The organism is Bacillus sp. NPDC094077 (assembly GCF_050279465.1).
Lineage (GTDB): Bacteria > Bacillota > Bacilli > Bacillales > Bacillaceae_G > Bacillus_A.
Map to the genome: position 1 here is coordinate 442,993 of NZ_JBNNUF010000002.1, position 16,145 is coordinate 459,137.

The 16,145-nt window shown below is 32.5% G+C and carries 18 protein-coding genes; 14 read left to right on the forward strand and 4 right to left on the reverse strand.

Annotation, left to right across the window (positions count from 1 at the left end):
- Nucleotides 1–21: 21 nt before the first annotated feature.
- Entirely contained in the window at nt 22–738 is a 717-nt protein-coding gene (locus ACQKNR_RS07165; protein ID WP_427316486.1) for a hypothetical protein, read from the reverse strand.
- A gap of 506 nt (nt 739–1,244) precedes the next feature.
- Between ACQKNR_RS07165 and ACQKNR_RS07170 the strand changes: the two genes are divergently transcribed.
- Together ACQKNR_RS07170 and ACQKNR_RS07175 are read left to right on the forward strand one after the other, a co-directional pair.
- A complete protein-coding gene (locus ACQKNR_RS07170; protein ID WP_427316488.1) occupies nt 1,245–2,045 on the forward strand; it encodes a GNAT family N-acetyltransferase in 801 nt (266 codons plus the stop codon).
- Nucleotides 2,046–2,090: 45 nt separating this feature from the next.
- On the forward strand, nt 2,091–2,966 hold the full coding sequence (locus ACQKNR_RS07175) for a glycerophosphodiester phosphodiesterase (RefSeq protein ID WP_427316489.1): 876 nt from the start codon (nt 2,091–2,093) through the stop codon (nt 2,964–2,966).
- A 294-nt stretch (nt 2,967–3,260) separates the two neighbouring features.
- Here the strand turns inward: ACQKNR_RS07175 and ACQKNR_RS07180 are convergent, their stop codons facing one another.
- Nucleotides 3,261–3,722, reverse strand: a complete 462-nt coding sequence (locus ACQKNR_RS07180) for a DUF2306 domain-containing protein (RefSeq protein ID WP_427316491.1) — start codon at nt 3,720–3,722, stop codon at nt 3,261–3,263.
- Nucleotides 3,723–3,881: 159 nt separating this feature from the next.
- On the opposite strand from ACQKNR_RS07180, the gene ACQKNR_RS07185 reads away from it, so the two are divergent.
- On the forward strand, nt 3,882–4,412 hold the full coding sequence (locus ACQKNR_RS07185) for a DUF4269 domain-containing protein (RefSeq protein ID WP_427316493.1): 531 nt from the start codon (nt 3,882–3,884) through the stop codon (nt 4,410–4,412).
- Between the two features lie 46 nt (nt 4,413–4,458).
- Here ACQKNR_RS07185 and ACQKNR_RS07190 read toward each other — a convergent pair whose 3' ends face one another.
- Nucleotides 4,459–5,892, reverse strand: coding sequence for a PLP-dependent aminotransferase family protein (locus ACQKNR_RS07190; protein ID WP_427316495.1), 1,434 nt, complete (start codon nt 5,890–5,892; stop codon nt 4,459–4,461).
- Between the two features lie 153 nt (nt 5,893–6,045).
- On the opposite strand from ACQKNR_RS07190, the gene ACQKNR_RS07195 reads away from it, so the two are divergent.
- The 11 genes from ACQKNR_RS07195 (at nt 6,046) to dnaN (ending at nt 15,030) form a co-directional block, all read left to right on the forward strand.
- A complete protein-coding gene (locus tag ACQKNR_RS07195) occupies nt 6,046–6,957 on the forward strand; it encodes a DMT family transporter (protein WP_427316496.1) in 912 nt (303 codons plus the stop codon).
- A gap of 186 nt (nt 6,958–7,143) precedes the next feature.
- Nucleotides 7,144–8,067: a nucleoside hydrolase gene (locus ACQKNR_RS07200; protein ID WP_427316498.1), complete on the forward strand. Its 924-nt coding sequence runs from the start codon at nt 7,144–7,146 to the stop codon at nt 8,065–8,067.
- Nucleotides 8,068–8,143: 76 nt separating this feature from the next.
- Nucleotides 8,144–8,602: a GNAT family N-acetyltransferase gene (locus ACQKNR_RS07205; protein ID WP_427316500.1), complete on the forward strand. Its 459-nt coding sequence runs from the start codon at nt 8,144–8,146 to the stop codon at nt 8,600–8,602.
- Nucleotides 8,603–8,632: 30 nt separating this feature from the next.
- A complete protein-coding gene (gene cutA, locus ACQKNR_RS07210) occupies nt 8,633–8,971 on the forward strand; it encodes a divalent cation tolerance protein CutA (RefSeq protein WP_427316502.1) in 339 nt (112 codons plus the stop codon).
- A 25-nt stretch (nt 8,972–8,996) separates the two neighbouring features.
- On the forward strand, nt 8,997–9,443 hold the full coding sequence (locus tag ACQKNR_RS07215) for an NUDIX domain-containing protein (RefSeq protein WP_427316504.1): 447 nt from the start codon (nt 8,997–8,999) through the stop codon (nt 9,441–9,443).
- A gap of 199 nt (nt 9,444–9,642) precedes the next feature.
- Nucleotides 9,643–9,909: a heterocycloanthracin/sonorensin family bacteriocin gene (locus ACQKNR_RS07220; protein ID WP_427316505.1), complete on the forward strand. Its 267-nt coding sequence runs from the start codon at nt 9,643–9,645 to the stop codon at nt 9,907–9,909.
- A gap of 103 nt (nt 9,910–10,012) precedes the next feature.
- Nucleotides 10,013–11,041 carry a serine hydrolase domain-containing protein gene (locus ACQKNR_RS07225; RefSeq protein ID WP_427316507.1) on the forward strand — a complete coding sequence of 343 codons (1,029 nt, stop codon included), beginning with the start codon at nt 10,013–10,015 and terminating at the stop codon, nt 11,039–11,041.
- Between the two features lie 432 nt (nt 11,042–11,473).
- Nucleotides 11,474–12,682, forward strand: a complete 1,209-nt coding sequence (locus ACQKNR_RS07230; RefSeq protein ID WP_427316509.1) for an L-lactate MFS transporter — start codon at nt 11,474–11,476, stop codon at nt 12,680–12,682.
- 108 nt (nt 12,683–12,790) lie between these two features.
- The gene (locus ACQKNR_RS07235) at nt 12,791–13,207 is read left to right on the forward strand and encodes a GNAT family N-acetyltransferase (RefSeq protein ID WP_427316511.1); all 417 of its coding nucleotides are present in this window, start codon (nt 12,791–12,793) and stop codon (nt 13,205–13,207) included.
- A gap of 218 nt (nt 13,208–13,425) precedes the next feature.
- Complete coding sequence (locus ACQKNR_RS07240) at nt 13,426–13,869, forward strand: NUDIX hydrolase (protein WP_427316513.1); 444 nt, start codon at nt 13,426–13,428, stop codon at nt 13,867–13,869.
- Nucleotides 13,870–13,899: 30 nt separating this feature from the next.
- The gene (gene dnaN / locus ACQKNR_RS07245) at nt 13,900–15,030 is read left to right on the forward strand and encodes a DNA polymerase III subunit beta (RefSeq protein WP_427316515.1); all 1,131 of its coding nucleotides are present in this window, start codon (nt 13,900–13,902) and stop codon (nt 15,028–15,030) included.
- 111 nt (nt 15,031–15,141) lie between these two features.
- On the opposite strand, the gene ACQKNR_RS07250 is transcribed toward dnaN, so the two are convergent.
- Nucleotides 15,142–16,104 (reverse strand): MBL fold metallo-hydrolase, encoded by a 963-nt coding sequence (locus ACQKNR_RS07250; protein WP_427316517.1) that lies wholly within the window; start codon nt 16,102–16,104, stop codon nt 15,142–15,144.
- Nucleotides 16,105–16,145: the final 41 nt, after the last annotated feature.

Sequence of the window (16,145 nt, forward strand, 5' to 3'; positions counted from 1 at the left end):
GGATCATCATCCTGCGCTTTTCTATCGTAATTCAGCTGTTTGTCTAATAACAATCTTATCAATATCATCTTCTTCATCGCCAATAAATAACCCTCGTTCTTTTAAATAAGCTTCAAAATATAAATCTGCTTCTGCACGTTCATCATATGGCTTTACAGATAGAACGAAACCTAATTTGTTTTGCTCCTCTAAATGAGAAGTGGAGATGTAGGCCGGTACATTATGGCGTAAAAAGAGTTCTTTAACTGGAATAATCATATCTTTCATTAATTTCGTTAACATACTCATTTCAAACTCGAAATTAAAGCGATCTATACTAGATAAATCAGCAAACACTACACCAATAAAACCTGTATTAAATACTTCTTGATATTCAATGTCTCCTTCATGATTTCCGTAAAAATTCTTTTCGATTAAATAATTTACAAAATAAGCAACGCCGTCACTTTTTTCAAATGGTTTCGTTGAAAGAACAAAACCAATTTTCTTCTGTTTATGTAAATACACACATGACATGTATGCTGAAATGTTATGTTCTTTAAATAGAGAACTTGTTGCTCCAGAGAGACCATCTAAAACGTGATGGACGATTTGGAGTTTTTTACGAGCGAAGTAATAGGATTTCTTTTGTAACTCCAATATATCAATAAAGACAGAGCCGATAAAGCCTGTATTTGAAATAATAGGTGCTTGCTTTTTTCTTCCTCTGCGCTTTGCTGGAGCCATTGTTAAAATCATCCCTTCATGTACAATTAAAATAAAAAGAACGTTTGTTCGTATATTTATATTTTACTATTAAAACGCTATAAAGTAAAGGCTTTTTGGTGAAAAAACAACAAAAAAGACACCTATAAAAGGTGTCTTAAACGCTGTAGGGAATAGGGTTCATCCCGACTATTTATATTATGATACAGAAACAATTTCTTCTGTATCTTCTACATCTAAATGACAGTCCATAGTACGAACATCTTGATCTTCATGACTTCCGAAATAAATAGTAATTTTCATATGTATCGCTCCTTTATTCTAGGAATACCTAAAATAATTACTAGTAATGTTAATATTTATTATATACCACTTTTTTCATTCCGACAACGTTATATCATTTTTAATTCTTTCATACTACAACCTGTCATATAAAGGTGTCAAAAAGGGCGTTTTCAAAGAATAAGTAAAATTTCCTATATGTTATATTTAATATGAGGGGTATTAAATCATTACTTTCTATGAAAGGGGAACAATCGATGAATTATCAAAAGTTACTTATAGATAATTTCAAATATAAAACTTCATATGTTGCTCGTCATGTGCAAGGGATGAGTGTAAAAGAAACGAAAGACTATATTGCCATTGACTGCGGATTACCTGCTGATACATTTAATATTATTACTTTACTAAACAATAATTTAACGGATGGTAGCGAGAAATTATATGAGGCGGTAGAACACTATAATCGAAAGAAATTTCCAATGAGTGTTTGGCTTTGGGATGCGGAGCAAGAGCAGACTATAAAAAGCGAATTAATCAAACTCGGTTTGAAAGAAGCAGAACATAATATTGCGATGGTTGCAGACTTAAAAACAATTTCTCCAACATTAGATATGCCAGTAGGTTTTAAAATACAAAAAGTATCCTCATCAGGACAAATACAAAGATTTGGAGAAACGTTAGCAGATCTATTCGGTACATCAGATGAAGGTATAAATGTACAAGCATTCTATAAGCAAATTTCTTCTTTCGATTTATGGAATAGTGAAAATATGAAACTGTACTTAGGTCTTTATAAAGATGAAGTTGTATCTGTTGGTTCATTAGTATGCACGAAAGATAGTGTTGGTATTTATGACATAGCAACTAAAGAAAAAGTGAGAGGACAAGGATTCGGATCTACTATGTTCAATTTCCTGCTGCAAGAAGCAAAACAACTAAAAGATACTTATTGCGTATTACAAGCTTCATCTGACGGGATCAATATTTATAAAAAGTCTGGCTTTCAAGCTGTAGGAAAAATGGCTGTTTTTGAAAATCGACATTTATTTGAATGAAACACCCAAGCTAAATTTCTTTCGTGTAGGAGTTAACATATCGCTATGAAAAAACAATCTATCATTACAATCGTTTGTTCCTTTATTGTAGTAAGTATATTTGTTTTTTATCAAATAAATGAACATAAACATACAAAAGCTATTATTCAATCAAATCATATAAAAAATATTGCACATAGAGGTGCTTCTGCATATGCACCGGAACATACAATAGCAGCCTATAAATTAGGGCAACAATTGAATGGAGATTACATAGAAATTGATCTCCAAATGACAAAAGACGGACATTTAGTAGCTATGCATGATGAAACAGTAAACCGTACAACAAACGGTACGGGGTTAGTAAAAGAACATACATTAGAAGGAATAAAGCAGCTAAATGCAGGTTCTTATTTCAATGAAAAGTATCCAAGTTTAGCAAAGAAAGAATTTGAAAATGCTAAAGTTCCAACGTTAGAAGAAATAATTGAAACGTTTGGGCATAATGCAAACTATTATATTGAAACAAAATCACCTGATGAATATCCAGGAATGGAAGAAAAGTTATTAGAAATTATTAATCACTACGAAATAAAGGATAAAGTTATTATTCAATCATTTAGTGAAGAAAGTCTACAAAAGATTCATAGCTTAAATGTCAATATACCCCTAGTACAATTATTGTCATATAAAAAAGCAGTTCAATTAAAAGAATCAGAGATAGAAAAGTATAAAACGTACTGCATAGGTCTTGGTATGAATTACAAATATATTGATTCAGCCTATGTAAAGAAAATAAAAAAATATGGATTAGAAGTTCATCCGTTTACAGTAGACAATGAAAAAGACATGAAAAAGTTACTTTCATGGGGCGTCGATGGGATGTTTACTAATTATCCGGATCGTTTACATGCAATATTGGATTTGAAAAGTCATGGATAAAAGTATTATTCTTAAAGAAATAATTTACAGATGTTATTAAAGAGGGGTGCAAGTACTAACGGGTATGAAAATGATAGTTCGTCACCCGGATGGTAACATCATTGGATACATTGATCCGAATTTTAAATAAAATGCGGCAAAGAAACTAAAAAGAATCCAATAAACATATTGGATTCTTTTTAGTTAGTTCTATGCATCCAACTTTAAACAATATGATAATGAATTTCTTTATATATATTAGTACGTATTATTTTTCATAACACTAGTCAGAAAGTAATCAAAATGTAATTAATTTTACCTACGCTTTTTATATTTTTTTGATACACTGGCTACGAGGGGAATACCAATTAAGGTTGGTAAAAACCAAAACCATATTGGCGGAAGTAAATTTATAATGGGAATATGAATGCCGATGTTTACTAATAGTGCGGTAACAGCACCGATATAGGAGCCTAACATACCCCTAATATGGTGGTGGAGCCAATTTTTCCAACGCTTTTTTCTTGCAAGGTAACCATAAATCGCAAATGAATAAGAAAAAATTGCTACATAAAATAAATAGGCGATTTTATCCCAGTTCATAATGGATAGTATTATCGCAGTAATTGTGACAACAACGTAGGATGCATGATATATTTCGCCCCATTCTGTATGTTTGCCTTTCTTTTTTGGAGCAACCATCGCTATAATGCCAGTAATTAAGCATATCGTGCCAAATAATATGTGGATGGTCAAAAGAATATTAAAAATACCCATATTAATTTCTCCTTTTTATTTTTATAGTATTGCAGTATAGGAGAAAAGTTGAAAAATATAGTTAGTTCAGCTTAATATATTGAAATGAAGGTACTTCTAGAACAAATTATTCTTAAATTTAGTGAGACACGTATTACGTGAAATGAAGGAGAGACTTCAATGTTTACATCAATTACATATTTACAATCTGGGAATGACAAGCAACAAAAAGTATATGATGTTTTAAATAAACTAAACATAATGGAGGATTTATCTTTATATAGTCCAGTTCTTTGCGGGACAATCCCTTTAAGAATTGATACTCCTCAATCTGACTTAGATATTGTAATGGAAGTACATAACTTTAATGCTTTTGAACAGGAAATGAGATCTTTATATAGTTCTTATGAAGGATTCAAAATAAAAAAGAAAAAAATTAAAAATACCGAATCGATAAAGGTGAATTTTAAATTCAAAGGTTTTGAATTTGAATTATTCGCTCAACCTAAGCCAGTGCGTAACCAAAATGCATATAAACATATGATTGTAGAGTACATGTTATTAATGCAGTATCCACATATAAGGGAAGAAGTAATTCACTTAAAAGAAAATGGTTTAAAAACAGAACCGGCTTTTGCTCACGTATTAAAGATTGACGGAGACCCTTATGAAGAACTTATCTTAATGGGGCAGGAAATGAGATTGTGGTAAATAGTATACATAAAAAATCCTCTTATAAATAAAAGAGGATTTTTTGTTATGTCATTAGCTTACGAATCAAATCACTCAATATATAAATTCCTCGAGTGATTTGTTCTGGAGAAGCATACCCATACGATAAACGTATACATTGATCTGATTCTTCTTCATAAATACGTCCCGGGTTTAAAAGGACCCCTTTTGATAGTGCCTCTGAAAATAATTTTTTCATCGGAATGTGAGGTACAATCTTTAGCCATATAAAAAATCCGCCACTAGGAATATCCCACGCTGCAATATCTGCACAATACTTATTTAAAGCTTGTACCATCATTCGTCTCCGTTCTTTTAAGTGAATTCTTACATCCGCTACATGATCCTCATAAAAACCTTTCTTTATCCATTCTGCAGCAACTCTTTGGGATAAAGAGCTCGATCCATAGTCTGTTTGCATTTTTATATCTGACAATCTATCAATAACAGGCTCTGGTCCGATGATCCATCCTATTCTAAGTCCAGGGGTAAGTGTTTTAGAGAGACTGCCAATATATAATACATGTCCATGTTTATCTATCGATTTTAAAGGAGCTGGTGGTGGTTCATCAATCCATAACTCGCGGTAAATATCGTCCTCGATGATAGGTAACTGTTCCTTTTCACATATTTTTAATATCTCTTTTCTTCGTTCTTTGGACATTAATATGCCCGTTGGATTTTGAAAACAAGGAATCGAATATAAAATATTTTTCTTTTGACTATATTTAGTTCGTTTTATTAGGTCGTTAGGTAAAATACCGTTATGATCCATCGATATACCAGACAGGTGTATATTTGCTGACTGAAATACATGAAGTGAATATACGTAAGAAGGTTGTTCAAGTAAAACTGTTGATTTTCTATGTAAAAGACCAATTGATATTAATTGTAACGCTTGTAAAGCACCAGAGACGATTAATATAGAATTGGGCGATGCGTGAATTCCAAATGATTTTACGTATGTACTTATTGCTTCACGTAAAGGGAAAAAACCCTTTTGTTCCTCGTATCCGAAATAATCTAATTCCTCACATACGTTTTTCATCAGGGACTGCATAGTTTCTAACGGAAAAAGTTGAGGTGAAAGTTCACCTTTACTAAGATGAATAAGTGTTTTATTTACTTCTGCTTCATTTATTTCTCGTACCATTAACTTGCTTGGTTTATGAATACCAGCCTTCACATATTCACTCCAATCAGGCGGGGGATTCGTCGCTAATAATGACCATGTATTATTCGTTACAATTGTTCCTGCTCCCATTTGTCCTTGAATTAAACCGTCTGCCATAAGTTCTTCTAGCGCAGTTATTACAGTGCTCCGATTTACTTGGAATAATTTTGCTAATTGCCGCTGACTAGGAATTTTACTTCCAATTGGCCATTCTCCGTTTTCAATTTTTTCTTTCATATAGTCTATTATCTGCCGATATTTGGGCAGTTTTTTATTGATTGTCATATAAAAAAACTCCCTCATTCATTTTAAAAATACAAACTGGTTGGTTTTTTCATTAAATAACTGGTTGAAGACATTGTATCAACTATTAAATATGATGAAAAGAAATAATTGGTAATAAGAACATGGTTGATTTATTGGAGAGGGAGTGGAATTATGCATAATAAAAAATGGGATTTTCGAATTATATGTGCTCACGCTTTTACGATTCTTATATGGGGAACTGCTTTTCCAGCGATTCGTATGGGACTTGAATCTTACACGCCTGAACATCTTACTTTACTACGATTGTTAATCGCTACTAGCATACTTCTTTTGTTTTCGTTTATATATAAATTACGTTTACCTGATTTAAAAGATATTCCAGTAATTTTTATATTTGGCGCTTTAGGATTTACTATTTATCATATCGCATTAAACTATGGTGAAAAAACTGTAAATGCTGGATCTGCAAGTTTAATTGTTTCAGTCACTCCTATACTAACGGCAATTCTTGCTTCTGTTTTTATGAATGAAAAAATGAAATTAAATGGTTGGATCGGTGGTGTAATTAGTTTTGTAGGAATTGCTTTAATATCATTAAGTCAAGGAGATTCTATTCAATTGAATAGCGGGGGATTATTTATATTATTAGCAGCGGTTTCAGAAAGTTTATTTTTCGTTTTTCAAAAATCGTATTTAAAAAAGTATGGCTTCTTGCCATTTACGATATATACAATTTTGTCTAGTACTGTATGTATGCTAATTTTTTTACCAGGAATTTATCAAGAAATTATAGCAGCTCCAATTGAAGTGAATTTGAGTGTTATATATTTAGGTGTCTTTCCAACAGTACTCCCTTATATTGCATTGGCATATATTATATCTCATGCTGGTGCTTCTGAGGCAACAAGTTCTCTATATTTAACGCCAGTAACTGCGTGCTTTATCGCTTGGATATGGTTAGGAGAAGTGCCAACTTTTGTTTCGGTAATTGGAGGGGGAATTACTATGCTTGGAGTTTTAATTGCACATTTAACAATTAAAAAAGAAATTGAAAGTGAAAAGTACTGCAATACGGTTAGGTAGATTTGTTAGTCTTTGCAAGAGGTTTAATTGAACCATTTTCATTTGAGTAAGAACTAGTTTGATGCTAGTTCTTTTTATTAATATAATGCTCACTATCAATATTCGTATAAAATTGTATAGTTTAATTTTATTTTTACATATACATGATTATCATCTTCTATTTTCCCTATGAGAGGAGAGCATCTTTTGGAAAAAGTATTATTTTTCGGAGACCCAGGAATTGATGACTCATTTGCCATTATGTATGGTTTACTGCATCCTGAAATTGAAATTGTCGGTATTGTAACGGGATATGGAAATGTTCAGCATACTCATGCCGCACATAATGCTGCGTATATTTTACAGTTAGCAAACAGACAAGATGTGCCTGTGATTAGCGGTGCAACAAAACCACTTACAGAAGAAATTACAACGTATTATCCTGAAATTCATGGTCCAGAAGGATTGGGATCCATCCATGTACCAGAAAGTGTGTTATCCATTCCAATATACAATTTTGGGAGTATTGCTGCGATTCTTGTAAAGTACGGAAAAGATTTAACGATTGTCGATGTAGGAAGGTCTACATCATTAGCGATTGCTTTTAATTTATGGAATGAATTAATGTTAAATGTAAAAGGAATATATTTCATGGGTGGTGTCTTTTTAGAAGCAGGGAATGTTACTCCATTGGCAGAGGCAAACGTATACGGAGATCCTATAGCTAGTAAAATTGTTTTTCAGCAGTCTAGAAATTTATCCATATTCCCTTTAAATGTAACGAACAAAGCTGTTTTAACACCAGATGTATTTAACTATATCCAAGCTAATACAAAGAATCCATTCCAAACGATAATGAAACCAATGTATGACTACTATTTATTCGCATACCAAAAACTCAATCCATTTATTGAAGGGCCATTGTTACATGATGTACTCGCTATAAGTGGACTTGTAAATCCGGATTTTTTTAATTTTGTGCATCGTATAGTGAATGTGGATACTTTCGGAGATACGAAAGGACAAACGTTTGCCGATTTTCGTCATAGCTCGAAATCTGAAGGACCTCGAATAGCTTTAGATGTAGACGCAAAAAAATTTATTCAAGATTTTATAAAAATAATGTTATAAATCACTGTCGAAAAAGGGAATTATTTCACTATGTTGAATATAAAAATACATCCTCTTTATAAAGGAGCTTAAAATATTGAATGTCCAGTTAAAGGTTGTTACAAGAGAAAATTGGGAAGACGCACTAAAGTTGCAAGTTAAAGAAAATCAAATGAAATTTGTCCCATCTGTAGCGGTTTCAATTGCTAAAGTATATATAAAGCCAGATGGTGAGAATGTTGGGTACATACCATTTGCTATATATGATGGTGATCTTATGGTTGGTTTTATTATGCACGCTTATATAAGAGAGACATCAGACATGTATTGGATTAACGGATTTATCATTGACCAAAAGCAGCAAGGAAATGGTTATGGTAAAGCAGCATTAAAGGAAATCATTAATGTAATACAAAATAGATTTAAAGAGTGTAAAGAAATTAGATTAACTGTACATAAAGATAACATCTCTGCAAAGAAACTTTATGAACGTTATGGTTTTCAACCATTAGGACACGATTATGATGGTGAGCAAGTATATCGTTTATTAGTTTAATTTTTATTAAGTAAAGGTGTGAAATGAAATATGCAATTTACAGAAGTAAAAATCGAAGTGTTTATTCCCGAAGAATACATTGTATTATTACGAGATGAATTAAATAAAATTGGCGCTTGCAGAACCGGGAATTATGACAATTGTCTTTCCTATGGCTCTGTTAAAGGGTACTGGAGACCATTAGCTGAGGCATCACCTTTTAATGGGGAGATTGGTCAAATATGTGAAGGGCAAGAATGTAAAATTGAAATAAAGTGTAAACGAGAACTTGTAAAACTTGCTCTTGAAGTCATTAATGAAATCCATCCGTACGAAACACCTATGATCTATATTATCCCGATATTGAATGACTATTTTGAGCAAGTATAGATTGAATGACTAGGAGGAATATTCATTGAAAAGTAAATTCCATCATATTGTACGAGCTGTCATGATAAAAGATGAAAAAATACTAGTTGCAGAATACATAGGACATCACTATTTTTTACCCGGTGGTCATGTTGATATCGGGGAATCTGCAGGAAACGCATTAATAAGGGAGCTACGAGAAGAACTAGGAGTAAAATGCAGTATAAAACAATTTTTAGGAGTCATAGAAAATCAATGGCAAGATAAAGAAGTGCTTCATCATGAAATCAACCACATTTTTGAAGTGGATTCACAAGAGTTGTATATTGATATAACACCAAAGTCTAGAGAGTCTCATTTAGCGTTTCACTGGATAGATTATAATAAAGAGGCTTTAAATACTTATAAAATCATGCCAACGCCTTCAATTAAAGAATTACTAGAAAGAAAATTAAGTGATGAACTATTAAATTGTTGGATTAGTAATTTTTAAGTCACTCTATTTATAGTAAATACGTCCATCAAAAGGATATAAAGAAAATAGGCAAAAAAACAAGGTACATCACCTAATGTAAAGTCATATTTTGTTGATGTACGCATTTAGTCTATAGCCTCGTTTCTACTTTATTTACAATAATATTTAAACTTTAAAATTTGGCCGGAATTTATATTTATAAATGGAGGGTTTCGAAATGGATCAATTTCAACATGAACTACAATCGTTAAACCTTAATGATTATCAATCTGGTAATGTTGTGTATTGGGATCAACAACAAAATCAATATCCATATTACTACATTCAAGACGATGCGCGTCGTTGTGGCGGATGTGGTGGACGCTGTGGTGGCTGTGGCGGCTGTGGCGGCAGATGTGGTGGTTGTGGAGGTCGTTGCGGCGGGTGTGTCGGTTGCGCTGGATGTTTCGGTTGTTTTAATTGCTGGAACTGGTGGATTATTTAAGTATAGTAAATCACTAATATTTCACATGAAAGAAAGGTATAAATACTGTTTCTACTTTTCTTTCATGTTGTTATGTTTAAAAAGTTTAAGGGAGGGTATGTATTTGTACGAATATGAAAAAATAATTTCATGGGTAGAGAATATTAAAAAAGAAAATTATAGTTCAGCAGCGGCACTTTGTATTATAAAAGATAACAAAATTGTACTAGAACATTATAGTGGATATCATTCTAATACAGCTACAAGTAAAAAAGTAACAGCATCTTCACAGTTCAATGTCGCTTCCGCGAGAAAAAGTTATTTAGGATTAATGGTAGCGTATGCGCTTTATGAAGGGAAAATAAACTCTATTGATGATGAGGCAATAAAGTATTTTAAAGACTTCGATCCTTTATTACTCGGTAAAACAACGATAAGACATTTAGTAACTCATTCACACGGTCTAGGAGAAACGGATGACGGTACAATTTTCCGTGAATTTGAACCTGGACAAGCTTGGGCGTATAGAGATATTAATGTGCGAATGATGACACGTCTTATTTATCAGTTATATGACAAAAGTTTTTCTGAATTGTTAAAAGAGCGTGTATTTAAACCTGCTAATTTCCAAGAAACCGGATGGAGAATTCAGCAAGATGAAAATTTAGTTAAAGTTGTAGATAATCCAAATGAAGACGCGATAAGTAAAATCGGTTCAGTAGATGACGGTACTGAAAAAAATCTGTTCGTCTCAGCTAGAGAATTTGCTTATTGGGGTAACCTTCATTTAAATCAAGGGATAATAAATAGTAAACAAATTGTTCCAAAAGAAGTTTTTGAAATTGCTACGAGTTTGCAAAGTCCGGCGTATAAAAATAATAACCTGCCACAAAATGGGGTGTTTTGGTTCGTTCAGAATGAACCTGCACGATTAAGTGAACTTGGTGAACGCGTTCCAAAAGGGTCATATCAAATATTAGGAATTACTGGACCAACCATTTTAGTAATTCCTGAATATAATGTAGTTGTTGCAAAAATGTATAATAAAAGATACAACTATGGCGGTGATAATTACTTATATTATTTACGTGAGTTTAGCAATTTAGTCGCAGATACATTTAGCAGCAGTAAAAATAAAACGATTAGGGCATAATTACTCCTATAACAAAAAGGAGTGAACTAAAATGAAAAAGAAACTATAAAAGATACAATTACAGAACAAAATGCGATTTACAGTGATCCAAAAGATGCAGCTAATATGCAAACTGTACCGCAGCCGAAAGATTTTGAGGAAATCGAATATTAATTTCTTCTCCGACTATTTTATGAAAGAAAGATACGTCTTAAGTCCCATCACATTTTAGAAATCATTTGATAACATATATACATAAGCATTTGAAAATGTCTTATCTTAACAAAGTTTTCTTTAAATATATCTGATATAACCTGCAAAAAGGCACTTCTTAATGAAGTGTCTTTTTGTGTATATGAACTTAATTTCCATTTTTCGCACTGTATCCTGCATTTTATGATGGATATACTAACTGTGAAATTCATATCTAGATAAAAGAAGGGGACAGTTAGTATGAAACAAACTTCTATAAATCCGCTATTAATTGTTCTAGGTACAATTATTATTCAAATTGGCCTTGGAACAATTTATACATGGAGTTTATTTAATCAACCCCTTGTAAGTAAGTTTGGATGGAACCTTAATTCCGTTGCGATAACTTTCTCCATAACAAGTTTTTCTTTATCATTTTCAACCTTATTTGCAGGAAAGTTGCAGCAAAAATTAGGACTTCGTAAACTTATTGCTACTGCAGGTATTGTATTGGGACTCGGCTTAATACTCAGTTCACAAGTTTCTTCATTACCATTACTGTATTTATTAGCTGGTGTTGTTGTTGGTTATGCGGATGGAACAGCTTATATTACGTCACTATCCAATTTAATTAAATGGTTTCCAAATCGTAAAGGGCTTATTTCTGGTATATCTGTTTCAGCATATGGAATGGGTAGCTTAATTTTTAGATATATAAACGGAAATCTAATCGATACTCTTGGTGTATCACAAGCATTTTTATATTGGGGTATTATCGTTTTACTTTTAGTATTAATCGGATCGTTCTTCTTACGTGAAGCAATTGTAAGTAACACCGTAACTGAAACATTACACAATGACTATACTCCGCGTGAAATGATGCGAACGAAGCAAGTATATCTCTTATTTTTTATGCTATTTACATCCTGTATGGGTGGTCTGTATTTAATCGGTATGGTAAAAGACATTGGGGTACAGCTCGTTGGCCTTAGTGCAGCAACCGCAGCTAACGCTGTTGCAATGATTGCAGTCTTTAATACTATAGGTAGAATCATTCTCGGAACGTTATCAGATAAAATAGGTCGATTAAAAATTGTATCTGCAACGTTTATTATTATTGGATTGTCAGTCTTTACTTTAAGTTTTATACCACTAAATTATGGGATATATTTCACTTGTGTAGCAAGTGTCGCCTTTTGTTTCGGCGGTAACATTACAATATTTCCAGCTATTGTCGGCGATTTCTTCGGTTTAAAAAATCATAGTACAAATTACGGAATTGTTTATCAAGGTTTCGGATTTGGTGCACTTGCAGGGGCATTCATTGGAGCACTACTTGGTGGATTTCAACCAACCTTCATTACAATTGGTGTATTAAGTATTATATCTTTCGTTATTTCTATTTTAATCCGTCCACCAGATGTAGAGAAGAAAAAAGAAATAAAACAGTTACACCGAAAAACAGCTTAATTCTAAAAAGAGTCCTTATGCTAGGACTCTTTTTTACTTACTCAGTAAAGACAGGAAAATACAATTATGAAATTGAATAGAAAATATAAAAGGAGCGTGATACTTAAAATGAAAATAGTAAAGCAATGGATACAAAAAGATAGTGATTACATAAGAGAAAAAGTAATTGAATATAATCAAAAATATCTTTCAGATGAAGAAAAAACACCTTCAGAAAAGGTTAGTTTTATAGTAAGAAACGAAAAAGAAGAAATAGTAGGTGGGATAACGGCAATAACATTTTGGCACCATGTACATGTTGATTTCCTGTGGGTTGCTGAAGAATATAGGCAAGCGGGATTCGGAAGCCAATTAATAAAGCTTATTGAAGAATTTGCAATTGAAAAAGAATGTAGGCTGATCAACTTAGATACGTTTAGTTTCCAAGCCCCTGATTTTTATACGAAGCTTGGATATAAAGTAATCGGAGTAAGTGAGGATCATCCGAAAGGACACAATCATTACTATTTAGAGAAAAGGTTATAAAACATATTGAATTTAGAATCAAAAAAATAATTGGAACGTACTTTGAATCATTTTTTCAAAATGCGTTCTTTTATATGTATCAGTAGCTATTGCTTATTACCTATTGAAATAGCAAGTAAATGAAATACTCAACTAACTTATATATATATCAAAACGAGTTAATGTTAGAATGAAATAAAGACAGAAAATTCCTTTTATTAAAATTGAAGGGGGTACATATGAAAAAAGTAAATGTTACATACGCGCTTTTGTACGACAAAACTTACGAAAAGATCTTAATGGTAAAAAACAAAGGGAAAAATGGTTCTTATTACACGTTACCAGGCGGTGCAGTTAAATTTGGAGAAACGTTAGAAGAGGCAGTAATTCGGGAAGTGAAAGAAGAAACAGGGCTAAGTATATCTGTAAAAGGGATTTGTTTCATCAGCGAAGCTTTTTTTGAGGAAAGAGGACATCATGCAATTTTCTTTAATTTTTTAGGCGAAATAACCGGCGGAGATATATTTATATCAAGGCCAAAAGAAATTGAAGAAATTACTTGGATGAAATTACATGTAGCAGCACCGTATTTACGTATACCAAAACATTTACTAGACATTTTACAAAGAAAAGAAACAGTACCTTACATTTTTAATGGAACAATCGTTCATCAATCTTCATAAAAATATCATTTCACATAAGGCGGGGGAAAAATGGAGTTTATCGTTAATCATAAACACTTCACTCAAGCACTTTCAGAAGTAAGTAAAGCCATATCGACAAAAGCTTTAATTCCTATTTTATCCGGTATCAAAATAACAGCAGATCAATCTGGAATTACTTTAATCGCAAGTAACTCGAATATTTTTATCGAGAAATTTATCCCTATTTCAATAGAAGACAAACAAATTGCGACCATCTTAAAAACAGGAACTATTGTTGTACCTGCAAAATATTTCATTGAAATTATAAAGAAAATGCCAAGTGATATAATAATAAAAAGTAAGAATGAGCAAATAATTACCATACAATCAGAAGAAATCATTTTAAACTTAAATGGCTTTTCAGTAAATGAGTTTCCGAATGTACCACGTATAGACAATCATGCAGAAATACAAATAGAAACAGAACAATTGCTTGAAGTGTTTAAACAAACTGTCTTTGCAGTAGCTAAAAATGAATCTAGACCTGTTCTTACTGGAGTACATATAGAGTTAGATAATACTAAATTAATTTGTGCTGCAACTGACTCACATAGACTCGCTATACGTGAAACGCTAATTTCTTCAGATGCAAAAGCAAATTGTATAGTACCAAGTGCAACTATAAGTGAACTTCTAAAACTAATGAACAGCAATTCGGAATACGTATACATCTATCTTTCAGAGAGTCACATTATTTTTACATTCGGCACAACTACGTTATATTCAAGATTAATTGAAGGGAAATATCCTAATATATCTGGTCTCATTCCAAATGAATTTCAAACGGTTATTAACATAGATAGAAAAAAGATTTTACAAGGGGTAGATCGATCAAGTTTATTAGCAAGTGAATGGGCAAATAACAACGTCAACTTAGAAATCATCAACAAATCCACAATTAAAATTTCTTCTAACGCTTCTCAGATTGGTAAAATATCTGAGACACAACAAATAGATGTGATTCGTGGCGAAAAACAATTAAATATATCTTTCGATGGCCGATTTATGATAGATGCTTTAAGAGCAATAAAAGAAGAAACGGTTACGTTAAGTTTTGGTGGTTCTATGAGACCGATATTAATTGAAGCAGGAGAGCAATCTGCAGCAGTACATCTTATATCGCCAGTTAGAGCTTATTAGGAATAAAAGAAGGAAGTACATTATGTACAAGCACACTGTAGAGAAATAAACTTAAATACAAATAAAGAGCGAATCCCTTATAAGAAGGTTCGCTCTTTATTACATTGATTATTAAACTTCTCGCCACCAAGCTGATGAGGGATAACCTGTAGATTTTAACGTAATAGATTCACCAATTTGTGGCGTTGCAACTGTAACTCCTAAACGCTTTGCTTCTTTCGTAACACGTTCAATAGGATCACTCCATTCATGTAACGCTAATGTAAAAGCACCCCAATGAATCGGAAGTAGTAATTCTCCTTTAACGTCAATATGAGCTTGTACCGTCTCTTCTGGCAACATATGAATAGCAGACCATCGTGTATCATATTGTCCACATTCCATTAATGTAAGATCAAATGGACCGTATTTATCACCAATCTCCTTAAAGTGAGGCGCATACCCGCTATCACCACTAAAGAAGATTTTAGTTTCTTGACCAAGGATAATCCACGAACACCATAACGAACGATCTCTATCTGTCATACTTCGTCCTGAAAAATGTCTTGCAGGAGCACATACTAACTTTATAGTGTCAAACGTAATTTCATCCCACCAATTATGCTCACTAATTTTACTAGGTGAAACACCCCACTTAATAAGATAGCGTGCAACTCCCATCGGAACGTAAAAATGCTTCGTGCGATCTTTTAATTCCATAATACTTTTGTAATTTAAATGATCATAATGGTTATGAGAAATGATAATCGCATCAATTTCTTGAAGGTCTTCACGTTCTAAAGAAAAAACGCCACTATAACGTTTACTAGTAAAGACAGGGAATGGGGAAGAGGCATCTCCAAGCATAGGATCTAACAACAGCTTTTTACCTTCTATTTTTAAAAGAGAAGCAGAATGGCCAAACCACGTAACACTCTTTAAAGATTCATTATCTTTATTCGATAAAACGATAGGTAAATTCTTTATAGGCCGCAGCTTTGATTTCATTTTAAAGTAATCAGTCATTAAACCTATAATATCTTTCGGTTTAAAATTCACATCAGTAGGAATTTGATTTATATATTTCTTTTTCATTAGTTCTCCTTTTTACGTTTAACAATATACGTATGTGGTTA